Origin of the sequence: Paenibacillus taichungensis (assembly GCF_050994985.1) — a bacterium.
Classification (GTDB): Bacteria; Bacillota; Bacilli; order Paenibacillales; family Paenibacillaceae; genus Paenibacillus; species Paenibacillus taichungensis.
Genome location: NZ_CP194720.1, coordinates 2,536,677 through 2,561,902, shown reverse-complemented (window position 1 = coordinate 2,561,902; position 25,226 = coordinate 2,536,677). Strand labels below are relative to the sequence as shown.

Annotated in this window: 21 protein-coding genes; 19 read left to right on the top strand and 2 right to left on the bottom strand. The window is 47.9% G+C overall.

What is annotated here, in order from left to right:
- Window positions 1-10 precede the first annotated feature (10 nt).
- Complete coding sequence (locus tag ACR1R9_RS11555; RefSeq protein ID WP_326065494.1) at window positions 11-727, top strand: SAM-dependent methyltransferase; 717 nt, start codon at window positions 11-13, stop codon at window positions 725-727.
- Between the two features lie 92 nt (window positions 728-819).
- Window positions 820-1,713, top strand: coding sequence for an NAD-dependent epimerase/dehydratase family protein (locus tag ACR1R9_RS11550; protein ID WP_433920987.1), 894 nt, complete (start codon window positions 820-822; stop codon window positions 1,711-1,713).
- Between the two features lie 361 nt (window positions 1,714-2,074).
- On the opposite strand, the gene ACR1R9_RS11545 is transcribed toward ACR1R9_RS11550, so the two are convergent.
- Window positions 2,075-3,085, bottom strand: a complete 1,011-nt coding sequence (locus tag ACR1R9_RS11545) for a LacI family DNA-binding transcriptional regulator (protein ID WP_274567035.1) — start codon at window positions 3,083-3,085, stop codon at window positions 2,075-2,077.
- Window positions 3,086-3,495: 410 nt separating this feature from the next.
- Between ACR1R9_RS11545 and ACR1R9_RS11540 the strand changes: the two genes are divergently transcribed.
- The 13 genes from ACR1R9_RS11540 (at window position 3,496) to ACR1R9_RS11480 (ending at window position 19,754) form a co-directional block, all read left to right on the top strand.
- Window positions 3,496-5,286, top strand: a complete 1,791-nt coding sequence (locus ACR1R9_RS11540; protein ID WP_433920988.1) for an L-fucose isomerase — start codon at window positions 3,496-3,498, stop codon at window positions 5,284-5,286.
- A gap of 41 nt (window positions 5,287-5,327) precedes the next feature.
- Entirely contained in the window at window positions 5,328-6,830 is a 1,503-nt protein-coding gene (locus ACR1R9_RS11535; RefSeq protein WP_433920989.1) for a rhamnulokinase, read from the top strand.
- Between the two features lie 52 nt (window positions 6,831-6,882).
- On the top strand, window positions 6,883-7,545 hold the full coding sequence (locus ACR1R9_RS11530; protein ID WP_175382912.1) for a class II aldolase/adducin family protein: 663 nt from the start codon (window positions 6,883-6,885) through the stop codon (window positions 7,543-7,545).
- Between the two features lie 263 nt (window positions 7,546-7,808).
- Window positions 7,809-8,561 carry an FCD domain-containing protein gene (locus ACR1R9_RS11525; RefSeq protein WP_433920990.1) on the top strand — a complete coding sequence of 251 codons (753 nt, stop codon included), beginning with the start codon at window positions 7,809-7,811 and terminating at the stop codon, window positions 8,559-8,561.
- Between the two features lie 16 nt (window positions 8,562-8,577).
- Entirely contained in the window at window positions 8,578-10,623 is a 2,046-nt protein-coding gene (locus tag ACR1R9_RS11520; protein ID WP_433920991.1) for a hydantoinase/oxoprolinase family protein, read from the top strand.
- Complete coding sequence (locus ACR1R9_RS11515; protein ID WP_099853912.1) at window positions 10,620-12,584, top strand: hydantoinase B/oxoprolinase family protein; 1,965 nt, start codon at window positions 10,620-10,622, stop codon at window positions 12,582-12,584. Before ACR1R9_RS11520 ends, ACR1R9_RS11515 begins: the two co-directional genes overlap by 4 nt.
- 75 nt (window positions 12,585-12,659) lie before the next feature.
- Window positions 12,660-13,796, top strand: a complete 1,137-nt coding sequence (locus tag ACR1R9_RS11510) for an ABC transporter substrate-binding protein (protein ID WP_433920992.1) — start codon at window positions 12,660-12,662, stop codon at window positions 13,794-13,796.
- A 71-nt stretch (window positions 13,797-13,867) separates the two neighbouring features.
- Window positions 13,868-15,001, top strand: a complete 1,134-nt coding sequence (locus ACR1R9_RS11505) for an ABC transporter ATP-binding protein (protein ID WP_433920993.1) — start codon at window positions 13,868-13,870, stop codon at window positions 14,999-15,001.
- On the top strand, window positions 14,998-15,915 hold the full coding sequence (locus ACR1R9_RS11500; protein ID WP_433920994.1) for an ABC transporter permease: 918 nt from the start codon (window positions 14,998-15,000) through the stop codon (window positions 15,913-15,915). Before ACR1R9_RS11505 ends, ACR1R9_RS11500 begins: the two co-directional genes overlap by 4 nt.
- Complete coding sequence (locus tag ACR1R9_RS11495; protein WP_433920995.1) at window positions 15,908-16,747, top strand: ABC transporter permease; 840 nt, start codon at window positions 15,908-15,910, stop codon at window positions 16,745-16,747. The genes ACR1R9_RS11500 and ACR1R9_RS11495 overlap by 8 nt, the downstream gene beginning before the upstream one ends.
- Window positions 16,744-17,961: a M24 family metallopeptidase gene (locus ACR1R9_RS11490; RefSeq protein ID WP_433920996.1), complete on the top strand. Its 1,218-nt coding sequence runs from the start codon at window positions 16,744-16,746 to the stop codon at window positions 17,959-17,961. Before ACR1R9_RS11495 ends, ACR1R9_RS11490 begins: the two co-directional genes overlap by 4 nt.
- A gap of 6 nt (window positions 17,962-17,967) precedes the next feature.
- Window positions 17,968-19,236 (top strand): MFS transporter, encoded by a 1,269-nt coding sequence (locus tag ACR1R9_RS11485; protein WP_433920997.1) that lies wholly within the window; start codon window positions 17,968-17,970, stop codon window positions 19,234-19,236.
- A gap of 167 nt (window positions 19,237-19,403) precedes the next feature.
- Window positions 19,404-19,754, top strand: a complete 351-nt coding sequence (locus ACR1R9_RS11480; protein ID WP_063563897.1) for a hypothetical protein — start codon at window positions 19,404-19,406, stop codon at window positions 19,752-19,754.
- Between the two features lie 114 nt (window positions 19,755-19,868).
- Here ACR1R9_RS11480 and ACR1R9_RS11475 read toward each other — a convergent pair whose 3' ends face one another.
- On the bottom strand, window positions 19,869-20,495 hold the full coding sequence (locus tag ACR1R9_RS11475) for an FMN-dependent NADH-azoreductase (protein ID WP_433920998.1): 627 nt from the start codon (window positions 20,493-20,495) through the stop codon (window positions 19,869-19,871).
- Window positions 20,496-20,678: 183 nt separating this feature from the next.
- On the opposite strand from ACR1R9_RS11475, the gene ACR1R9_RS11470 reads away from it, so the two are divergent.
- The 4 genes from ACR1R9_RS11470 to deoB all read left to right on the top strand — a co-directional run bounded on the left by ACR1R9_RS11470 (window position 20,679) and on the right by deoB (window position 25,178).
- Complete coding sequence (locus ACR1R9_RS11470) at window positions 20,679-21,617, top strand: sugar-binding transcriptional regulator (protein ID WP_053780650.1); 939 nt, start codon at window positions 20,679-20,681, stop codon at window positions 21,615-21,617.
- A gap of 252 nt (window positions 21,618-21,869) precedes the next feature.
- Window positions 21,870-22,520: a deoxyribose-phosphate aldolase gene (deoC, locus tag ACR1R9_RS11465; protein WP_433923726.1), complete on the top strand. Its 651-nt coding sequence runs from the start codon at window positions 21,870-21,872 to the stop codon at window positions 22,518-22,520.
- 258 nt (window positions 22,521-22,778) lie between these two features.
- A complete protein-coding gene (locus ACR1R9_RS11460; RefSeq protein WP_076288671.1) occupies window positions 22,779-23,969 on the top strand; it encodes a NupC/NupG family nucleoside CNT transporter in 1,191 nt (396 codons plus the stop codon).
- A 30-nt stretch (window positions 23,970-23,999) separates the two neighbouring features.
- Window positions 24,000-25,178 (top strand): phosphopentomutase, encoded by a 1,179-nt coding sequence (deoB, locus tag ACR1R9_RS11455; protein WP_076288672.1) that lies wholly within the window; start codon window positions 24,000-24,002, stop codon window positions 25,176-25,178.
- The last annotated feature ends 48 nt before the right edge of the window (window positions 25,179-25,226 follow it).

Genomic DNA, 25,226 nt, shown 5'->3' with positions numbered 1-25,226 from the left:
CTGAGACGAGATGAGAAGAGATGGGCAAAAGAGCAGAGTAGCCGGCCTGGAGCTGGCACAGATTATTTTTATCGGGCGAACCTTCGAGGAATATATGAAGATGTTTAACCTGACCGTGGAAGAAATTAAAGGTAAGTCTGTTCTCGATTGTCCAGGTGGGGCTTGTTCATTCAGCAGCCATGCGCGAGAGTGGGGTGCAGATCCCATGGCAGCGGATATTGCCTATGAACATAAGATCGGCCAACTGGAAGTGAAGGGACTTCAGGATATTGAACATACGATGAAACAAATGGAACAAGTACAAGACAAATATAGATGGGATGATTTCGGTTCGATCCATGGCTTGGAAGAAGAACGTAGACGTGCAATCACCGACTGTGTAGCGGATATGAGACGTTTCCCTGACCGTTATGTGGCTTCTGTACTGCCGGAGTTACCTTTTGCCGATGAACAATTCGATCTGACATTGTCTGCGCATTTCCTGTTTACGTATGCAGATCGACTGGATGCCGAATTCCATCTACGGACGATCCTTGAGCTGTTGCGAGTGACCAAGTGGGAGCTGCGTATTTTTCCTACGGTAGACTTGTCTGGCAAGCGTTATGAGCATATGGATCAATTAAAGGATATACTGGAAGAACGCGGATATATTACTTCTGAAGAGAAGACTTCATACGAATTCCAGCGAGGAGCACACACGATGCTCCATATTGTGAAATCCCGGTAAAAATATCTGGATTGCAACAACACAGACAGCACTTCATTCATGAAGTTTTAGTAATATACGCATGATCAGAAGAGGTTAGGAGGTTTTATCGGATGAAAAAAGTACTTATACTTGGTGGGACACGGTTCTTCGGCAAACGTCTGGTTGATCATTTACTATGGGAAGGAAAGTCTCAAATCACAGTCGCAACTCGAGGGAAAACGAATGTAGACTTTGGACCCGAGGTCAATCGGATTAAAATGGATCGTGAGGACCCGAAATCTCTTGCCGAGGTTGCGCAGACCGACATGTGGGATATTGTCTATGACAACATCTGTTACTCGCCGGATGCGGCGAAGTCGGCTTGTGAAGCTTTTGCCGGACGAACCCAAAGATACATTTTGACATCAACGCTCTCGGTATATGGAGATCCCAAACCTGGATTTACCGAAGCCGATTTCGATCCGTACACCTACCCGGTGCAATACGGAAGCCACGAAGATTTCTCCTACGGAGAGGGTAAACGTCTAGCGGAAGCTGTGTTTTTCCAGGAAGCGGATTTCCCAGTGGCGGCGATGCGCATTCCAATTGTACTCGGGATTGATGATTACACGCGAAGACTTCATTTTCATATTGAACATGTGCAAAAAGGAAAACCTATCGGCATGCCAAATCCGAACGCCGAAATTGGATTTATCAATTCCACCGAAGCCGCGAGATTTCTCGCTTGGCTTGGACATTCATCCATTAAAGGACCTGTGAATGCAGCGTCCAAAGGGACGATAACACTTTCCGCCATGATGCATCTGATCGAAACGGTAACAGGCATGCAATCTCAGGTACTGACCGAAACGATCAAAGAGGACATGTCACCCTTTGGAATTTCGGAATCCTGGACAATGGATACATCCAAAGCAGAGCAGGCTGGATATACGTTCGAAGCATTAATGGATTGGTTCCCGGGTCTGGTTCGGGAAGTCGCTCTGGCTCTTCAATCCGAGGGATAAATTGACTAAGAATATTTACGCTTGCCACTCCGATGCCAGAACAACCTTCCGATCGCTGTTATCCCCAGATTTTTTGGATTCCCTTTTTCAAAGGGGAAAATCCGGGGATAAGCGTATGCTTCCGATGCAGCTTTCTTTCAGAAAGCTTTTAGGCGAACGCCCCGCTTCTTCAGGTTATTTCTGTCCTCTACGTTCTTGTGTAAATGCTTAGTTCAATTTATATAAATTCCATATATATAAGAGGTACATTTCATAAAAAAGGACGCAATCAGAGAAATATTCTCCGATGCGTCCTGTTTGTATTTGCTTCAACAAAACAGCTTCTCTCAAGTCAGGGTTGGTCTACGACTGATTTTCCTCTTTATTCGCAAGGTACAGAGGCCGAAGCGCGAATACGCAGCTCCGATGGCATAATGACGGTCTGTGGTTCCTCGGGAGCCTTACCTTCAATTCGGTCGATCAGCATCTGCATGCCGATGGCACCAAAATCATAGGCAGGCTGTGCAGCAACCGTGAGAAAGGGATCAAAGGCAGAAGCCAGATCGAGGTCATCAAAACAGACGACCGAGATATCTTCAGGCACACGCAGCCCCCGTTTACGTAAAAGTCGAATGACGCCAATGGCGAGCATGTTGTTTGCTGCAAATATGGCTGTAGGTTTGTGCTGATGTGCAAGTAAACTGTCGATACCCACTTCATCGCTGAAATCCCGGTAGCCTGTTCGAAGGATTAAGCCTTCGTCAAAGGGCAACTCGGCTTCCCGGAGTCCCTCCATATATCCTTCTTCTCGCAGCCGCGCAGTCGAAACCTCGGAAGAACCATTAACCAGAGCAATGCAGCGATGACCCAGATTCGTCAGATATCGAATCAATTGAAGCGCCCCATCTCGGCTGTCCCCAGCGATAACGTCAGATGTGATTCCCGGGACAGTGCGGTCCAAAATAACAAACGGAATGTTACGTTCCTGCAGCTGCTTCAAGTGATTCAGCGAGCGGTCCCCTGCAGGTGCAAACAGTACACCATCGACGCGAGTAGACAGAATGGTTTCCACATAATTTTTCTCCTTGTCGTAATCCTCGTCGCTATTGCTGAACAAGAGGCGGTAACCACGCAGATTGGCAGCATCCTCAGCCCCCCGGGCCAGCGTTGTATAGAAGGGGTTGGTAATATCCGTAATCAATAATGACAGCATCTGAGTCCGTTGCAGCACAAGACTGCGCGCATTCGAATTGGGTATGTAACCAAGTTCTTCGATGACCTGTTGTACACGCTCGCGTGTAGCCGGGCTAATACGACCTGTTTGATTAATGACTTTGGAGACGGTCATGGCGGAGACGTTGGCTTTTTTGGCAATATCATAAATGGTAATCAATAGGATCTAACCTTTCCGCAACATAGTCTTACCATTCTATAGGATAATGCCGATTGACAGCAAGATAGGCTCATGCTATCTTAGGGTTACCGATAACCCTAATCATAAAAAAGTTGATTTATTTCAGTCTAACCGCTCTTCATTTTTGCTCACATCGCTTCCTTCACACTCCATAACAGGACAGCATAACGGAGTCAATAATATAGAGCGGTTTATTTAATCAAGCATTTGTAAACGCATTCATAATAAGAAAAAGAACTGACCGTTGGCATGCAATGGTAGTGTATTTCCTCGGGTATCGGTGAACAGAAGGAATCAAAATTCCTAAATAGCCCCATCAAATTGCATACGGACAAGTCACAAGTCATTCGTACCTATTCTATGAAACCATTGAAGGAGGACGTTTTAGTATGACACATCAGGATTATCGTTATAAACAGGCATTTCCCAAGATTGGTATTCGTCCCACAATTGACGGCAGACGCAAGGGTGTTCGTGAATCCCTGGAAGAGCAGACGATGAGCATGGCAACTTCCGTTGCCGAGCTGCTCGCAGCAGAACTTCGGTATCCCGATGGATCGCCGGTAGAATGCGTCGTTGCCGAATCCTGTATTGGTGGCGTGAACGAGGCAGCGGCAGCAGCGGAACTATTCAGTCGCTCCAACGTGGGCGTGACCATTACCGTTACACCTTGCTGGTGTTATGGAACAGAAACGATGGATATGTCTCCTTCCATTCCTACTGCGATCTGGGGTTTTAACGGAACCGAACGTCCGGGCGCAGTATATCTGGCAGCAGTACTCTCAGCCCATGCACAGAAGGGGATTCCGGCTTTTGGTATCTATGGCGAGGATGTACAGGATGGAGGAGATACGACGATTCCTGATGACGTTCGCGAGAAATTGCTGCGTTTCAGCCGTGCGGGTCTTGCCGCTGCCACCATGAAGGGACGTGCTTATCTGTCTATCGGCTCGGTATCCATGGGCATTGCCGGCTCCATCGTGAACGATTCCTTTTTCCAGGAGTATCTGGGCATGCGGAACGAATATGTGGATATGAGTGAACTGACTCGTCGTATAGAAGAAGAAATCTATGATCCTGAAGAGTATAAGTTGGCGCTAGCTTGGGTGAAGGAGAACTGTAGTGAAGGACCGGACAATAATCCTGCCCATCTGCAGACAGATCGCAAACGCAAAGAGTATGAATGGGAAACGGTTGTGAAAATGACGCAGATCGTACGTGACCTGATGGCTGGCAATCCGAAGCTGGAAGAGCTGGGATTCACTGAGGAATCCATGGGCCACCACGCGATTGTCTCTGGGTTTCAGGGACAACGACAGTGGACGGATCATTCACCCAACGGAGATTTTTTGGAATCCATCCTGAATTCTTCCTTTGACTGGAATGGCAAACGTTCTCCTTATCTGGTGGCAACAGAGAACGACAGCCTAAATGGTGTGTCGATGTTATTTGGTTCCTTACTTACACATACCGCGCAGATCTTTGCAGATGTACGCACCTATTGGAGCCCGGATTCGGTAAAACGCGTGACAGGGCATCAGCTGGAAGGAAACGCAAAGGACGGTATTCTGCATCTGATCAACTCCGGTTCAGCAGCATTGGACGGTACAGGGCAACAATCAAGAGCAGGTGAGCCTGTGCTCAAGCCTTTCTGGGAAATTACAGACGAAGAGGTTCAGGACTGCCTGAAAGCGACCTCGTGGCGCCCGGCATCTGTCGAATATTTCCGGGGCGGCGGCTATTCGGCTGATTTCCTGACCAAGGGCGGTATGCCTGTTACGATGACGCGTCTCAATTTGGTTAAAGGACTAGGGCCAGTACTGCAGGTGGCTCAAGGTTACACCGTCGATCTGCCTGAGGATGTGCATGATACGCTGGATCAACGGACAGATCCGACTTGGCCATCCACCTGGTTTGCACCTGTTCTGACGGGATCAGGAGCTTTTACTTCGGTCTACGAAGTGATGAATCAATGGGGCGCGAACCATGGCTCCATCTCTTATGGACATATCGGAGCGGATTTGCTGACACTGGCCTCCATGCTTCGTATCCCGGTGAGTATGCATAATGTACCGGAATCCGAGATTTTCCGTCCACGTGCCTGGGGGCTATTCGGCACAAGTGAACCAGAAAGTGCCGATTACCGGGCATGCAGCGTCTTTGGACCGTTGTATCGTTAACATCCAAACGGCTAGTCGCGGAAGCAAAGGAGGCATGAGAGATGGGAACTCAAGCAACGCATGTGCTTGCTGCCGATTACGGCGCCGGAAGCGGCCGAGTAGTCCGTGGGACTTTTGACGGGAGTAAGCTCTCGTTAGAGGAAGTGCATCGATTCAGTAACGATCCTGTACACCTGGGAGACGGATTGTACTGGGATTTCCTGCGACTTTTCCACGAACTGAAACAAGGGATTGTAAAGGGCATGCAAGGCATCTCCCAACCGGTCCGTTCCATTGCTGTGGATACGTGGGGAGTCGACTATGGATTAGTGGACGGGGAGGGAAGATTATGCTTCAACCCCCGCCATTATAGGGAATCGCGTAATGCGAAGTGGATGGAAGAAGCCCTGCGCATGGTAAATGAAGAAGAGCTATATTCCATGTCCGGTGTCCTGCCACAACAAATAAATACCGTATTTCAACTGCTTGGAAGTGTGCGCGAGCACTCGGAAGGTCTGCGGCCAGATGTGCGCATGTTATTGATGCCGGATTTATTTAACTATTATCTATCTGGTCAACAGGCCAGCGAGTACACAATTGCCAGTACAAGCGGACTATTGCATGCCGGAGAGGTTCGTTGGAATGAACAATTGATTGGCCGACTGGGTATCCCGGAGACGTTATTCCCACCTCTCGTCCAGCCAGGCACGGTGCTGGGGCAGTTAACGGATGACTTGTGTGCAGAGTTGAACATTGAACCAATGCAAGTGATATCTGTAGGTTCACATGATACAGCATCTGCATTGGCAGCTATTCCTGCGACAGATTCGGAATTTGCCTTTATTAGCTGTGGCACCTGGTCACTCATGGGCGTGGAACGCGACAGTCCTGTATTGGATAATCGTAGTCGTCAACTAGGGTTCACCAATGAGGGCACGGTAAATGGCAAAGTACGAACCTTGAAGAATCGCTCAGGACTGTGGTTATTGCAGGAGTGCAAACGGCAGTGGGAACGGGAGAATCAACGTTTTACCCATGAGGAACTGGTCCAACTCGCTGATTCGGCAACTGCTCATCAATGTTATGTATCGCCCGGTGATGGGGTGTATTTGGCGCCAGGCGACATGCCAGAGCGAATCCGGCAACAGTGCAGTGCCAGCAGGCAAGCAATACCTGAAACGACCGGAGCCATTGTGCGTTGTATTCTCGAAAGTTTGGCGCTGGAGTTCAGACAGACTCTGGACGAACTGGAGCTAATTACAGGCACTCGGCCACGGGTGATTCATATGGTCGGTGGCGGTGTGCATAATCGCTTATTGTGTCAATTTACGGCGAATGCAGCAGGGATTCCCGTGATAGCGGGTCCTGCCGAGGCAACTTCAGCCGGAAATTGCATGCTGCAATTCCTGGCACATGGCGAAGTGAGCAGCTTGTCCGAGGTGAGAGAAGTTATGGCTTCTTCCTTTTCTCCCGAAACCTATGAGCCAGAAGACACCGCAAGGTGGCAGGAAGCCTACGTAAGATACCAAAACCTTAATCAAAGGTTGGCGAGTGAATCCAATTAGATGAGCATTTTATAAAATGCTAAAAAGAAAAGTCAAAGGAGTGGAGCAGAACATGTCTGAACAACAGGTAAGGGAAGAACTGACCAAATATGCCCGTAGAGCGGTTGCTCAGGGGCTGGTGGTTGGACCTGGGGGGAATCTGAGCGCACGTTTCGAAGGAACGATGCTGCTTTCGCCGAGTGGTTATGCACTAGAGGATCTGGAGCCTGAGGAATGGATCGCGATTGATATTGCGACAGGAGAGACACGTGCCGGATCAACACGTCCTTCCTCCGAGGTGTTGATGCATCTGTATAGCTATCGAGTCAATCCTGACATTCAAGCCATTGTGCATACACATCCGGCATACACCATCGCTCTGAGTCTCGTTTTCGATGAATTGCCTCATTTGTTCCCTGATCAGTCGGCACTGGTGGGAGATATTGGCTTTGTCCCTTATGTTCTGCCCACAACCAAACTTCTTGCTGATGCGGTGGCTGCCAAGGTTGAAGAACACACAGCGCTCATTCTGGTTAACCACGGATTGGTCACGACAGGTAAAAACCTGCGCGAAGCCTACTACCGCACCCAGGTGGTGGAGGAAAGCGCCAAGGTGTACATGATCGCCAAGGCAGCAGGGGAGCCTAAAGTGCTTACTGCGGAAGAATACAAGGAGATCCAATCTCTTGAAAGTGAAGCCTACCGCGTACAGCTACTCCAACAGCTCAAGTCGTAAATGAATATTTATAATTAAACGTAGTTTAAAGGTTATCTTAACAAAGAGCAGATTACGTCCTCCAGAACAAAATCTGGAATACAGGATGTGAATTGCTCTTTTTTATTTTGGAATAAAAGGCGAGTACATGGTCAGAAAAAATAATACATAGTAATTAGGTAAGAATTATTGAAATTATTGTCGATTGAAGGTATACTTTCGTTAATCATCAGTGAGTAACAACAAAAAGAACTACAATTATTTATATATGAGGAGTGAATTTAGTGGGTCCTGAGCTAAACGAATTGGAGTTGGAATACGAACTGCTGAAGCAGCTTCGGGACGCGAGCGCTCCCATCGGGGCCAGCACGTTGGTTCATACCCTGGGCAAAACGTACGGTCTAAGTCAGGCTACAATCGGAAGAAGACTTATGGAGATGGACGTTGAAGGTTTCACGATACTGGAGGGACGAAAGGGAAGGGTTCTGACCGAACAAGGGCTGGAGCGAATCAAGATTCTGGAGAAGGATTTACAGCAAAAAAGTGTGAATTCCCAGCTCATTCAGATGCTGAACCATTCCGGTGAAAAGGCTCTGCTCGATGTCCTTGTAGCCAGAAGGGCTCTGGAACGGGAAATTGCTTCTCTGGCAGCACAACGAGCCTCAAAAGAATACATATTGTTACTGGAAGCCTCTATTGCTACCCAGCATCAATTGCTTTCTCAGAATATTATTCCTTACGAGGAGGACCGGGAATTTCACAGGCTGCTGGCTTATGCGGCTCAAAACCAGATTCTGCTGCATGCGGTTGAACTGGTCTGGGAGACAAGCCGTGATTTCCTGGAAACAGCTTATATTAGGCAAAGAGTAGGAAGTGAACTGGTTGTGGACCATCAGCGGATTCTGGAGGCAGTAGCGGCCGGCTCCCCGGAACAGGCTGAAGCGGCAATGGTGAATCATATTAACCAGATGATTGAGGATGTCAAACGATATTTTGCCATGCAGAACCTTAATATAACTTCGGATAATAACCGGTGATAAAGGAGTTGAGCTTGTGAAAACAATTTATCGATTAGGTATAGATATCGGAGGCACATTCACGGATGCCCTGGTTATGGACAATCATGGCAGGGTGATTGCGGCACTGAAGACGCCATCGATTGCAGCAGCTCCTGAACAGGCGATTTTTAATGCACTTGATCAGCTCAAAGCGGGTGGAGTGGATCTTCAGGAGATTGATCTGTTTGTGCACGGAACAACGCTTGGTGTTAACACCCTAATTGAGCGTAACGGCGCAGTTACAGGTCTGTTGGTCACCAAAGGGTTTCGAGATATTCTCGAGATTCGGAGGCTACGACTCGAGGATACTACCAATCTGTATGGTGACAAGACCGATGCGCTTGTTCCGAGACATCTCGTTAAGGAAGTGGATGAGCGAGCGCTTGCGAGCGGTAGCATACTTCAACCACTGGATCAGGAGCAACTGCTTCAAGCGGTAGACGAGCTGGTGGAAGAGGGGGTTACAGCCTTGGCGATCAGTTTCTTGCACGCTTATGTCAATCCTGCTCATGAGCAGCTCGCCGAAGAGTTAATTAGGGAACGTCATCCGCACCTGTTTCTCTGCAGAAGTAGTGCCATTTGGCCGCAGCAACGTGAATTCGAACGTACACTCGCCACAGCCATGAATGCATATGTTGGGGAACGCATGGGATCATACTTTCTGCGTCTGCAAGAAGGAATTGGCGCTTACGGTTTGAAAGCCAATTTGCTGTCCACGATGTCCAATGGTGGAATCATGACGGCGGCCAGAGCGGCCAAAGAGCCTGTACGTACTCTTCTGTCCGGACCTGCGTCCGGCGTAATCGCTGCAACGCATATTGCTGAACAGGCCGGCATTCATCAAGTCATCACGTTCGACATGGGCGGGACAAGCGTTGATGTTGCTCTCATTGATAAAGAGCCTGCCTATTCTACCGAGAATAAGGTTGGGGATTTTCCAGTTATCATTCCCGCTGTCGATGTAACCGCGATTGGAGCGGGTGGGGGCTCGATTGCCTGGCTCGATTCCGTAGGTGTACTCAAGGTGGGACCACGAAGCGCAGGAGCCAATCCGGGTCCAGCCTCCTATCATCGTGGGGGAGAAGAGCCAACAACGACAGATGCCTATCTGCAACTGGGCATTTTGCAGGCTGATCGATTCCTTGGTGGACAGATGCGTCTCTATCCCGAGCTTGCAGAACGTGCTCTGGGCAATCTTGGCGAACGTCTTGGACTAAGTCCCACGCAAACTGCACAGGCCATTCTTGATGTGGCCACCGCCAATATGTATGCCCAGTTCTCTCCGCTCATGGCACGTAAGGGTGTTGATCCCCGTGACTTTACGTTGCTCGCCTATGGTGGAGCTGGGCCGATGCATGCTTTTCTCATGGCGCGTGAAGTAGGCATCCGCCGAGTGCTGATCCCGCCATCTCCAGGAACACTTTGTGCCATGGGCTGCACGGTTGCCAACCTTCGCAATGATTTCGTTCATACCTTGCATAAAAGCAGTCAAACACTTGAGCCTGGTGAGTTATCGACTCTTTACACCAGACTGGAGGATCAAGGGCGTAGTTGGGTTGAGGAGGAAGCACGCGGAGGAGTGAAACTGGAACATATCTATTGCTTGTATAGTGCCGACATGCGTTACGAAGGTCAGGCCTTTGATTTGGAGGTTACGCTCACATCCGATGAAATCGCCGATCCTGAGAAAGCAAGGAACAAATTCCATATGTACTACCAAAATGTGTTTGGCATCAGCCAGCCGGAAGCTGACGTGATGTTCGTTAGTCTGAGAGCGACCATTGTTGGCATCCTGCCTACCCAAAGCACCGCGTCTCCGGCAGAGTTGCCATTCGATGAGAGTGAAGCAGAAGAACGAATCATCACTTTCGACCACGCACAGCGAATAGCAAAAGTTCTTAAGAGGGGACAGATACCATTGAATATGCCCATCCACGGGCCCATTATTGTGGAGGAATATGATACAACCATTTTCATCCCGCCTGGCTTTACGGTATACCGGGATGCTTACGGAAATGTGATTGGGGAGGTGGAGCAATGATTGGCGACAAGGTTTTTCTTGAAATTTTCAACAACCGGATTCAGGCTGCGGTAGAGGAAATGGCCAATGTCGTGCTGCGCACAGGATTCACCGCTTTTGTTAAAGAAACAGGCGATTTTGGAACCTACCTCTTGTCACCATCCGGGGAAACGTTTGGGTCGCCATTGGAGACGGGTTACAATCTGTCCCTCGGCATCCCCGCAGCGGCGACCATAAACAGCATTACAGATTGGAAGGAAGGCGATTTGGTTATCTGTAATGATCCTTATTCCACCAAAGGCATGGTGACACACCTACCGGATGTCCATCTGATCAAGCCCTACTTTCACAAAGGAGAAATCATCGCATACGGCATGTGCTTCGTTCATTCATCCGATGTAGGTGGTAAGGTACCGGGGAGCGTATCTCCAAGCGCCTACGATATTCATATGGAAGGCATTCGTATTGCTCCAGTCAAGCTGTATGAAGCAGGCGTTCTTAATGAGCAAATACTTCGTATGTTTCTGGACAATAGCCGCATTCCGGAGCAAAACCTCGGTGATCTCAAGGCACTGATGGCAGCCTTGAATCGGGGGGAGCAGCGACTAGAAGAGCTTATCGGCCGCTACGGTGTAGAGCGAATTCAGCAGGGCATTGAGCATTTGCTGGAATACGCTGAGTTGAAGGCACGCGCCATCGTACAGGAGATCCCGGATGGTTCGTATGAGTTCTGGGACTATCTGGAGAAAGGCCCTGGCGGTTATCCCATCCGATTGCGCTGCAAAATGACAATCGCGGGCAGTGATATTCATCTGGACTTTAGCGGAACCGACCCTCAGGTCAGAGCTTCGTTCAATATTCCTACCCACAATCAGCAGGGGCATTACATGCTGGTTCCTGCACTCATTCGTTATTTCCGTACGCTCGATCCAACGATTCCATGGAATTCGGGCATGATTCGCATGGTTCGAAATTACGCACCACCAGCTTCAGTTCTTAACCCGGAGCCGATGGCAGCGGTTGGCGCAAGAGCAGCTACCTTTATTCGGCTAATGGATGTCATCACAGGCGCTCTTGGAAAAGCTCAGGCAAGTAAGGTTCCCGCCGCAGGAGCCGGACAGGCATGCATCGTTATGATGGCGATGACAGATGCGTCAGATGGCAAGAAAAAGGTTGGCGTGATCCAGCCGATATGCGGCGGTTCAGGAGCAAGACCGATGAAAGACGGAATTGATGGCATGGATTTTGCCGTGGGTCATCTTCGAAACATTCCTGCGGAAACAGTAGAATCCGAAATGCCTGTGCTCATAGAGCATTATGGCCTTCGTGCTGATTCTGCTGGTGCTGGAACCTTCCGTGGTGGAAGCGGAATCGACCTGTGTGTCAAAATTCTTACACCAGATACCGTAATGACCGCCAGAAATATGGAGCGTATGGAGTTTCATCCGTGGGGCAGGCTTGGCGGAGGTGTTGGTACCCATGGGGAAGCTATTCTCAATGCTGGACGTGCAAGTGAACACCATCTGGGAAGAATTGATGAGTTGCTGCTCCAACCCGGAGAGACGGTGACGTTCCTGTCACAGGGCGGAGGTGGATATGGCGATCCATTTGATCGGGATCCACTGCTGGTTCTGGAAGATGTTAGAAGAGGACTGGTATCCACGGAAAAAGCTCTTGAACTGTATGGTGTAGTCATAGAAGGCCGGAACCTGAACGTGAGTGAGACCAGACAGTTGCGGGCCAATCGGGAACGGCAGCAGGAAGAATTCGATTATGGCTGGACAAGGAAACAGTTCGAGGCCATATGGACTGACGAGATGCAAGTATCGCTGAATCAGGCACTGCTCAATGTTCCGCTGGCACTCAGAGACTACCTGAAGCGTCAGACCATGGGAGTCGTGGAGGAGAATTCCCTATCCGTATCTCCACATGAGATATCAGGCATTATGGAAGGATTGCGTCAGAAAATAGGATTGCATTGATAAGGTACATGAAGGAAAAACGAATTAATTTTTGTCAAATTCATAAAACCAACTAAATCGATGGGGGAAATTCTCATGTTTAAATCAAACAAGAAACGCTTTCTCAGTCTCGCCTCACTGACACTGGCCGGTACACTGGTTCTCTCTGCATGTGGTGGAGCAAGCAGCTCCAGCAATACAGCAGGAGGATCCGATTCTACTGGAGGAAGCGGAGACAAGGTTAAACTGACCATGTTTATCTGGGCTGGCTCCAATCAGGATATCGTTCCAAAAGAAGTGGTAGCAGATTACGTCAAAGAGCATCCAAATGTCGAAGTTACTTTTGAAGAATCATCCAATGCAGTCATGTATCCGAAAATGGTCGCTGGCAAGCAGGCTGATCCCAACAATCCAGTTGTCAACTTTGGTTACTTCAACGCAGATGCGACAGCAAAAGGCTTGAACGATGATATGTGGGAGTCACTGGACACAAGCATCGTGACCAACATCAAGGATATCCCGGAGCAGTTTCACAAGCCTGACAATAAGGGTGTCGTGTGGGGAGTTTCGAGCTTCGCACTCGTCTATAACAAGGACCTTGTAAAAACACCGCCAACAAGCTGGAATGATCTGTGGGATAACGAGGAATTCAAAGGGAAAACGGCACTCTGGGACTACATGTTCTATTCCTATATTTCTCCACTTCTTGCAGTCAAAGGACAGGAGCTTGGCGCATCGTATGAGAATCCGGAGCCAGCATTCCAGTTCTGGGCAGATCACAGTGACCAGATCGGTACATTGGTTACATCCAATGACCAGTTGAAGGCTCTTCTGGAGTCGGGCGATGCTCTGATTGCTCCTTTCAGTGCACAGGTTGCACAGACATGGATTGATGGCGGTTCTCCACTTGCTGTAGCATATCCGAGCGAAGGAGCTATTTCCTTCCCATACACACTTCAGGTTGTGAAGGGGTCAACACCTGAGCAGACACGTGTAGCCAACGAAATTATCAACGAGCTGCTGAGCGCAGAGGCGCTGTCACAATATGCAGAAGCAACAGGTACACCGGTAACCAGCACAACTGCTGCCGTTCCAGACAAATACAAGGACGATCCTTCCTTCTCCGCGGAAACACAGAGCAACGGGATTAATCCTGACTGGGATGTTCTTGCTCAGAACAGCTCTTCCTGGAAGGAACTATGGGACCGACTCGTCAAAACCAAACTTCAATAAATGATGGTTTTCAGACAAACCACGATAACGGGTTCTATTTTGAGCCCGTTATGGACGGGAGGAAAACAGAGATGAGCAGTGAACAAGAACCCATTTCCATCGAAACAAGAGAAGTTACGAAGACCTACGGAGAGCGAGCCGCGGTTAACCATGTGTCATTGCAGGTGAAGAAGGGAGAATTCGTTTCCCTGTTAGGCCCGAGTGGCTGCGGCAAAACAACACTTCTACGGATGCTTGGCGGACTTGAGCAGCCGGATCAGGGGAGCATTTTGCTGGGAGGTCGGGATGTAACCGGCATCCCGGCCTATGGTCGTAACAGCAACATGATTTTTCAACAGCTTGCGCTATTCCCGCATATGGACGTGTTCAACAACATCGCCTATGGGCTAAAGGTGAAGAAGGTACCGAAAGCCGATATCAGGAGGCAAGTACATGAGATGTTAGAGTTGGTCCAGCTCGGAGATTATGGTAGACGAGCTGTTTCCCAGTTGTCTGGGGGGCAGGCTCAACGCGTAGCGATTGCTCGCGCTTTAATCAACAGACCCGAAGTTTTACTGCTCGATGAGCCACTTTCCGCACTGGACATGCAACTGCGTCTGGATATGCAGCGCGAACTAAAACGCATACAACGAGAGTTCGGTGGTACGTTCATCTTTGTAACGCATGATCAGAATGAAGCCATGAATATGTCAGACCGGATCGGTGTCATACGCGCTGGCAAGCTGCTGCAATATGCTACGCCGGATGAAATCTATGAAAGACCGACAGACAGCTTCGTAGCCAAGTTTATTGGCGATACCAATCTTCTGGCAACAAGGGTGCTTGGACAGGATACGAATGGAATCCGGGTTGAATGCTTCGGGTATTCGCTGCTGGTGAAGACAGGTGAGGACACCCCGGTTGCCATAGTAGGTGCCCGGCACTCGTTGTCCATTCGGAACGAATATATTCGACTTGGAGAGGATGCGATTCCTTGCCTGAATAAGCTGGATGGACGTGTCATAGAAGCAGTGTATGGCGGGGCAAATATTCGTTACACGATCCAGATTGCTGAGGAGTTTCTGGTTCAGGCCAGTGTACTGCATCAGCGGGGAGCCTCTCGTTTTAGCCCGGGAGAGCCGATTCGGATTGGCTTTGATCCGGAGGATGCGCTCTTGTTATCCGAACCAATGCTGCAAGATCCGGCACAGGAGGAAGGGATATGAATCGGATTGCGGATCGGATCGTGAATCTGTATTCATCCAAAAACCGCCGATGGATTACCCAGTTGCTGCTTCTGCTGCCTGCACTGGTCCTGATGGGCATCGTGTATCTGGGTGGTCTGCTTATCTTTGGCAGGTACAGCTTTGATATCTATGAAAATGGCAAGCTCATCCGGGGCTGGGAGTGGGACGCCTATCGCGCTTTTCTGTCCGATCCTTACTATTGGAAACTGATAGGCACCACGTTTCGCGTTGCTTTCAAGGTTACGCTATGGAGCCTGCTGCTTGCATACCCGCTAGCTTATTGTATAGCAGGCCTAAAGAAAACGGGCATGAAGCAATTGTTGCTGCTGCTTACGTTTCTTCCGCTACTTGTCAGCGCAGTTGTGCGATCCTATGGCTGGCAGCTGTTGCTATCCAAACAGGGCTTTATGAACTGGCTGTTCATACGGCTTGGAATTACGGATGAAGGCTTCAGTATGATATATAACGAGACTGGTGTGGTCGTCGCACTTGTTCATATTTTTCTGCCGTTCATGGTCTTTCCGATCCTGAATGTATTGTCGCAAAGTGACGCTTCTCTAAAAGCGGCTGCTCAGGATCTGGGAGCAGGAAGCTGGCGGACATTCCTGACGATTACCCTACCTTTATCAGCGAGAGGTATTGCTAGCGGGGTACAGATTGTATTCACGCTATGCCTTACGGCCTTTACAACGCCTCAACTGATTGGCGGAGGCAGAGTCATGACACTGCCAGTATTTATTTACCAGCGAACACTGGATACCAACTGGCCGATGGCTGCGGTAGCAAGTATATTCTTGCTCATTTCTTCCATCATCGTTTCACTTTTGGTCAATAAAGGAGCGGAAATGCTGATGTTCCGTCGTTCCCGGAAGGGAGGTCAGGCTTATGGTTAAGTCCAACAGGCTCACCAAACTGCTGCTCTATATATTTGCAGGAGCCGTGGCGGTTTATCTACTATTGCCGTTGCTAATGATCCTATTGACATCTGTAGGTTCCGGATCGGCCAGTAAATTCCCTCCAGAAGGTCTTACCCTGAAGTGGTATGCAAATCTGGGAGAGCAGACTCAATTTCTCGTTGCATTCAAGAACAGTCTAATTGCTTCCACTGGTGCGGTATTGCTGGCGCTGATTACCGGAACACTTGCAGCGCTGGCTATCGTGCATTACCCTTTCCCGGGTGCTGGCATCTTAAGAGCCTTTTTTGTATCCCCAATGGTTATGCCGAAAATTACGCTTGGTATTGCGTATCTAATTTTGTTCTCCAAAATGCATATTGCAGGCGGATTGTTCGCTCTTATTTTGGGTGAAGCGGTCATCGTGCTTCCATTCGTGCTAACTCTTGTAGGCAGTGCATTAGCCAATCTGCAGCCCGCACATCGAGAGGCGGCAGCAGACCTTGGAGCAGGTCCACTGCGTATCTTTTTTACAATTACCTTGCCACAGCTTAGACTATCTCTGCTCCTTTCAGGATCAATCGCATTTGTCTTCACTTTTGATCAGGTAGAGGCTGCATTGCTGCTGCTTCGTCAGGACAGCTACACACTACCGATACAACTGTTCCTGTATATGGAGAAGTGGCAGGACCCGACGATCGCGGTTGTATCTGTCGTACTTATCGCTTTTGCACTGGCCTTGTTCATGATCATCAAGCTGGTACTGCGCTCAGTACCCGGACTTGAGAGTTTGTTTGGGGGCAGGAAAAACAAAAGGAGGACTGAATCATGAACAATTCACTTCATATATCCCATAGCTCGGGTCTAAACCGGGACCGAGCGGAAGATGTAATGAAAACTCAGGGACTTAGTGCCCTGATCGCAACCACACCGGAAAATATTCACTATGTCATCGGCTCCCAGCTACGCGCGAGCAACTGGACCATGCAGATTTACGCCATTCTACCTGCCGACCGATCCGCTCGGCCATGTATCGTCATCCCGACGAATCGTTTGGGCGTTGTGGCTCAATTCGGTATCACGGGAGTAGATATATTTGCCTACAGTGACTTCTTCGTGGAAGGTTCGATCGAAGGCAAACCTTCTACGGATGATATTGATCTGTTCTACTCTCTGCTACAAACGACAGTCATTCATCCGGGGCCGATAGAAGCGCTTAAAGCTGCACTGAAACAGCTCGACATCGAGAATCAACCGATTGGGATCGATGAGATGCGAATTGCTCCTGAACTTTTGGCACGGGTCAAGGAGGATGCTCCTCAAGGAGCGGTTGTTCACGCGTACAAGCTATTTCGTCAAATCCGCTTGGTTAAGACACCTTTGGAGATTGAGCAGCTCCGACAGGCTGCCCAAGTAAATGAGAGAATTGAGCAAGAGCTGATTGATCTGATCGCAGCCGGTGTTCATGAGAAGCAGCTTGCCGACCATTATCGGCTGTCTGTGATGAGAGCAGGCGGGACACCTGCAATGACTGCGGTAGGGGCGGGTCCGCGCAGTGCGCTTCCGCTCATCGAAAATTATTTTCATACCATCGAGTCAGGAGATCAGATCCGCTTTGATCTGTGCTTGCAGTTGGAAGGATACTGGGGAGATACAGGACGTACCGTTGTAGCAGGAGAGCCAACTCCCTGGATGACAAAGCATTTTAATGCTGTAAAAAGTGGATGGGAGACTGCACTTGAAACCGTACGTCCTGGCGTCAAGGCTTCCGACGTATTTCATGCGGCTGTGTCTCGCGTGCAACGTGAGGGAATTCCTCATTACCGACGCCAGCATGTTGGTCATGCCATTGGCTTGGAACTGTACGACGACATGACTCTCTCTCCTGGTGACCAGCGCATACTGGAGCCTGGCATGGTACTGTGTGTGGAGGTGCCATATTATGAGCTCGGCGCTGGTGGCTTCCAAATCGAGGATACGGTTGTTGTAACTCCAGATGGATATGAGTTTTTGACTCATATGGAGCGTAAACTGTTCATTAAATAACGATTAATGGAAGGCTTCAGCCAAGCGATCAGTCAGCAGCCGATCATGGAGCTTTTCTGCCGAGAAAGTTGGAATATCATGATTCAGCAGGGAACTAAGACGTTTCGTAACATTAGCCTTGCGCTGTTTGCCGGAGGTTTTGTGACTTTTGCGTTACTATACAGCCTCCAGCCCCTGATGCCCGAGATTAGCGAGGCATTTGCGATCTCGCCTGCACATTCCAGTCTGACCCTCTCAGTTACAACGATTGCCATGGCACTGACCATGTTGTTCATCGGTTCCTTATCTGATTCATTGGGAAGACGCTTTATTATGACAGCAGCTTTAGTTGTTTCATCTATTATTGCAATGATTAGTGCGTTTAGCCCTGGATTTACTGAGCTGCTTCTGCTTCGTATTCTCCAGGGAGTTGCACTTGCCGGGTTGCCCGCGACAGCCATGACATATCTGTCTGAAGAGATTGAGCCTTCCAGTCTAGGGTATGCTATGGGCCTTTATATCAGCGGAAATTCGATTGGAGGTATGGCTGGTCGTTTTATCAGCGGCGTGATCACAGACTGGCTCAGTTGGCGTGCCGCAATTGGTTTTATCGGTATTCTTGGCCTATGTGCGGCCGTTATCTTCTGGCTGGTCATCCCGCCATCCCGCCATTTTGTCAAAGAGACTCCTGGATTCAAAAAGATCATTCCTCTTTTGTGGTCACAGTGTCGGAATACACGTTTACTTTGCCTGTATGGACTGGGCTTTCTTCTGATGGGTGGCTTCGTAACGTTGTTCAACTACATCGGATTTGAATTGACTGGAAAACCTTATCATCTTAGCCAATCTGTCGTTGGTAGCCTTTTTGTCGTGTACCTTATGGGTACATTGAGCAGCACCTGGATGGGCAGGCTTGCAGATCGGTATGGAAGATCGAATGTCCTTGGAATCGCGCTGGGTATTATACTGGCTGGTGCAGTTTGTACCATTCACCCAGATCTTTGGGTCAAAATAATTGGACTTGCGCTGTTTGCCTTTGGTTTCTTTGGCGGACATTCCATCGCAAGTAGCTGGGTTGGACTCGTGGCGGATCAGCATAAATCCCAGGCTAATGCCTTGTATTTGTTTTTCTACTACGTGGGATCAAGTGTCAGCGGAACTGGAGGGGGCCTACTTTACAGCCATCTGGGTTGGATTGGCATTGTGGGCATGATTGGTGTGTATGTGGTAATCGGCTTTATATTGTGTCGGTTTCTGATAGAAAAGGTAAAAGAACATACCAGGCTTACTTTTTAACTAAACATAGATCGAATGTTTGTTCGTTCATCACAAAGCACTCATTTTGACCCATAATCATCCAATAGTCCTTAATACAATAACTAACTTTTTTCGACAAGTATTGCATATCCCGAAATACCGAGTATAATACTGGGTAAATAGATGCAAAGGGGATGCAATAAACGATGAAAACACATGCTGAACTGAACTCACTTCTTGTTGACGATTATCTGGATCTCCTGAACATAGCGAAACAGCTAGGTGATGAGGAGTGGAAAGAGGCCATTCTGCAAGCATTGAAAGAAGAAGTGGATGCTAATCATCATCTGGATTCAACCGAGGTTAGACAGGATCTTTGGAGTCAATTTGAAGGTATTAACGAACAGATGCATGATCTGTTAATGCAATTGAAAAATGCCGAGGGTCCCGAAGAGAAAGAACAGATTATTGAAGCCATTTGGGGACTGAAAGTGGACCGACATGCCATTACTCGCAAACTTGAAACCATGAGCCGTGCTAGCGCTGGACATCAATAAAGCTCTAACGTTTATTATAAAAAAATAAAAACCCGCGTGCCGTCCTATGGAATTAATATTCCATGGGTTGGCATGCGGGTTTTGTGTTTGTTGCTGTACTTGTTTATTTAAGGGTTAGAACTGTTTAGCGAGTGTACGTGACTCTTCTATAGCTTGTTGTTTGATCTCATCTGCGCGTTCCTTATATTGGTTATGTCCTTCCACAAAAATGCCTTCAAGCTTCGGCACACCAAGGAAAGACATAATAATGCTCAGGTAACGATGACCGGATTCCATCTGAGCCGCAGGCCCTTCGGAATAAATGCCGCCACGAGCCTGAATATGCAGTGCCTTTTTGTTGGAGAGCAATCCAACCGGGCCTTGTTCCGTATAACGGAACGTTTTACCAGCCACGCAGATGGAATCGATATAAGCCTTCATAATTGGAGGGAAAGAGAAGTTCCACATCGGTGTCACAAAAACATATTTGTCAGCAGATGCGAATTGATCCGATAATTCATTCAAACGTTGAACCTTGGTCTGTTCTTCAGAAGTCAATTCGCTGCCGGTTTGAAGTTTCCCCCAACCACTGAATACATCTGCATCAATATGAGGAATATCCGAGCGATACAAATCCAGATGAATAACCTCATCCGAGGGATGGCTTTCACGATATGCATCCACAAACGCTTTACCTGCAGCCATGCTGAAAGAAGTTTCATGATCATGAGGATGGGCAGTAATATACAATAATGTAGACATACGGTTCTTCCTCTCTATGATGTTTTTGCCAAAAAGGGCTGACATTAATAAGCGACCGATGTAGTATGCATCGTTTGTAACGTTTTATACCTGGATAGTGACCTGGTACTCAATCATGTATAATACATTGGTGTAAGGTGAATCGAACGATACTAGGGATGAGTGAGATGAGCGCATATGGGAATGGATCTGGAGAAGCAACGATTAAGCATTGAAGCAGCGAAATTGTATTATCAATCGGATTACAGCCAGCAGGATATTGCGGTCAGGCTGGGCGTGTCACGTCCAACGGTATCAAGATTACTTCAGTACGCGAAAGATCGTGGTTACGTTCGCATTGAAATTATGGACCCGCTGGAGGATATCGACATTATCGCCGGGGAACTCAAAGCCAAGTATAATCTGGATACTGCGCTTGTATGTTTTGCCCCGTTAAAGAGTGATGAAGAAATTTTGAAACATATTAGTAAAAGAGCAGCAGATTACTTACAAGATACGGTTCAGGATGCGGACATTATTGGGGTAACCTGGGGGACAACGATGAACGCCGTCGCCCGTCAGCTTCGTCCCAAGCAGGTCAAAGGCGTCGAAGTGGTTCAACTTAAGGGAGGCGTAAGCCATTCCCATGTGAATACGTATGCGGCAGAAATTGTTCATTTATTTGCGGAAGCTTTCCATACGGTTCCCCGATATTTGCCTTTGCCCGTGATCTTCGACAACATTGAAGTCAAGAAAATGGTAGAAGCAGACCGACATATTGGCAGAATTGTGGAACTTGGCCGACAGGCGAATATTGCCATGTTTACCGTAGGTACAGTGAAGGAAGATGCACTTTTGTTCAGACTGGGGTACTTTAATGATGAAGAACAGCAATTGCTGATGCATTCAGGTGCAGGTGACATTTGTTCACGTTTTTTTGATGCCGAGGGCCGGTTGATCAGTGAAGAAATTAACAACAGAACCGTCGGAATTGATCTGGCTGAGCTGCGAAATAAGGAAAAATCGATTCTCGTGGCCGGGGGAAAACGTAAAATAGAAGCCATTCATGCTGCGCTCAAAGGTCATTACGCCAACATTTTGGTAACAGATCAATACACAGCTCAGGCTTTGCTTCGATTATAATGCAATGGATGACAACATCTGCCACGCGACATGGGCGGATGTTTTGCTTTCTTAGGCAGAAGCTATATTATACGATTCCTCCCAGTAAGCGAAGTCGTTTGTTTAGTGAAGTTTCCATGGAATGTGTTTAAATCTCAAGGTTGAACAAAAGTTCATATTGATTTTTACATATGTTCATGTTAGGGTAGGGATATAGAAAATAACTAGTTCAGATAAGGGGAGATTGAATTGACTACACCACAATTAGCCAAAATGATAGATCATACCTTGCTTCGTGCAGATGCAACACAAAGTGAAATGGCCAAATTGACCGAAGAAGCGAAACAATATCAATTTGCTTCTGTATGTGTTAACCCGGGCTGGGTTGCTTATGCTGCTGAACAGCTTCAAGGTACTGGCGTCGATATTTGTACTGTTATCGGTTTCCCTCTGGGAGCTTCCACTTCCGAGACCAAAGCATTCGAAACCAAAGACGCCATCGCTAAAGGTGCTACTGAGGTGGATATGGTCATCAACATTAGTGCTTTGAAAGATGGCAAAGATGACGTTGTTGAACAGGATATCCGTGCAGTTGTTGAAGCAGCAGCGGGTAAAGCTTTGGTGAAAGTCATTATTGAAACTTGTCTGTTGACGGATGAAGAGAAAGTACGTGCATGTCAGGCAGCGGTAAAAGCTGGGGCTGATTTTGTCAAAACCTCCACAGGTTTCTCTACGGGTGGAGCAACACCAGAAGATATCGCTTTGATGCGTCGTACCGTAGGTTCGGATGTAGGCGTTAAAGCTTCCGGCGGCGTGCGTAGTCTGGAAGACATGCAAAAAATGATCGATGCAGGAGCAACTCGGATTGGCGCCAGTTCCGGTGTGAAAATCATGCAAGGCGAACAATCTACATCTAATTATTAATTCGTGAGTAATTGGCTCGATAAATTTCACTAGATGGATTGCTTGGATGCTTTAACTTGTTCTTCATATCTCTCGATGGATGTGAAGAACAAGTTTTAAAGCTGATCCAAATTTATATTTTAAATAAAACCCAATCATAAAAAACCGAATTTATTGTAAGCGCTTCAACCGTTTTCTGAAAGGTTAATTCATCACATATATGGGAAACCTTTGAGCTGAATGAACATCCGGCTTAACTACCTTCAAAGGAGAGATAGAATGAAATTCCTAATTGCCCTTCTTGGTATACTTGTTGTCTTTGGACTGGCTTATCTGGTCAGCAACGGTAAGAAGAAGATCAGATATCGTCCGCTAATCATCATGATTGTTTTGCAAGTAATATTGGGATACGCATTATTGAACACAGAAGTGGGTACATTTTTGATTGGCGGTTTCGCGACCGTATTTGAAAGTTTACTTGGCTATGCGAATGACGGTATTTCATTTGTATTCGGTGGCTTGACTACCGTTGGTGCAGACAGTGGGGGCGCGCCGTTCTTCCTCAGTGTATTGATGCCGATCGTCGTTATCTCAGCGCTCATTGGGATATTGCAGTATATCCGAATCTTGCCTTTTGTTATAAAATATATTGGTCTGGTATTAAGCAAAGTCAACGGAATGGGCAAACTGGAATCATATAACGCGGTTGCTTCGGCTGTATTGGGGCAATCTGAAGTGTTCATTTCTGTGAAAAAACAAATTGGGTTGCTGCCTAAACATCGACTGTACACTTTATGTGCCTCGGCGATGTCCACGGTATCGATGTCCATTGTCGGTGCCTATATGTCCATGATTGATCCGAAGTATGTGGTTACGGCACTTGTGCTGAACCTGTTTGGCGGTTTTATCATCGCTTCCATCGTGAATCCTTATGAGGTTTCTCCGGAAGAAGATATATTGGAAGTACAGGAAGAGGAAAAACAATCCTTCTTCGAAATGTTGGGCGAGTACATTCTGGATGGTTTCAAAGTTGCGATCGTCGTAGCTGCAATGTTAATCGGTTTTGTTGCTCTGATCGCACTGGTTAACGGGATCTTCAGTGCAGTGCTCGGCATTTCGTTCCAGGAACTGCTTGGTTATGTGTTTGCACCATTTGCCTTCATTATGGGTGTTCCTTGGAAAGAAGCGATTCAGGCGGGAAGTATTATGGCTACCAAAATGGTATCCAACGAATTCGTTGCCATGCTTGATCTGACCAAACAGACTGCATTGTCTGCCAGAACAACAGGGATCGTATCCGTCTTCCTCGTATCGTTCGCGAACTTCTCCTCAATCGGTATTATTGCCGGTGCGGTGAAGGGACTTCATGAGAAACAAGGTAATGTGGTGGCCCGCTTCGGTCTGAAACTGCTTTACGGTGCATCGCTCGTCAGCGTACTGTCTGCGATCATCGCCGGACTGTTCTTGTAAAGCCGGATTATTGGAAGGAGTGCTTAAGTTATGTCAACATTCAAAAGAGTACATTTAATCGTTATGGATTCAGTGGGAATTGGTGAAGCGCCGGATGCAGCGGAATTCGATGATTTCGACGTCGATACCTTTGGTCACATTGCACGTGAACGCGGAGGATTGAAGATGCCGCATATGGCCAGTCTTGGACTGTCCAATATTAAGGAAATTGAAGGTGTGCCTGTAGCGGATGCACCAAAAGCCTTTTACACCAAGATGCAGGAAGCATCCAGAGGGAAAGACACCATGACGGGTCACTGGGAACTGATGGGCCTGTACATTGATACTCCATTCCGTGTGTTCGCAGACGGGTTCCCGGATGAGTTAATTCAGCGCATTGAAGAAAAAACAGGCCGTAAAGTGATTGGGAACAAACCGGCCAGCGGCACGGAAATTCTGGATGAGCTGGGTGCGGAGCATGTTGAAACTGGCGCGCTTATTGTGTACACATCCGCAGATTCGGTTCTGCAAATTGCAGCACATGAGGACGTTGTTCCATTGAAGGAACTGTATGAGATCTGTGAGTTCTGCCGTGAAATTACACTTGAAGATCCGTATATGCTGGGTCGTATTATTGCACGTCCATTCGTAGGTGAAGCTGGTGACTGGAAGCGTACAGCGAATCGTCATGATTATGCGCTCAAACCGTTTGGACGTACCGTGATGAATGAACTTAAAGATGGTGGTTTTGATGTCATCGCTCTGGGTAAAATCGCAGATATTTACGATGGAGAAGGTGTAACCAAGACTGTACGTACTGTCTCCAATATGGATGGCATGGACAAACTGTCCGAAACGATGGATGAAGAGTTCACCGGACTCAGCTTCCTGAACCTGGTAGATTTTGATGCCCTATTCGGTCACCGTCGTGATCCACAAGGATACGCTCAGGCGCTTGAAGAGTATGATGCTCGACTGCCAGAGATCTTTAGCAAAATGACAGACGATGATCTGCTGCTCATCACAGCTGACCATGGTAATGACCCAACCTACCGCGGCACGGACCATACTCGTGAGTATGTGCCACTGCTTGTTTACTCTCCACGCTTCAACGAGGGTAAAAAGCTTGAACTGCGCAGCACGTTTGCTGATGTTGGAGCAACAGTAGCTGAGAACTTCGGAGTGAAACTGCCGGAATATGGTACAAGCTTCCTGAAAGATTTGAAATAGTCAACATTCTTATCTTTAACTGAACATGGGGAAAACTGATATTTTCTT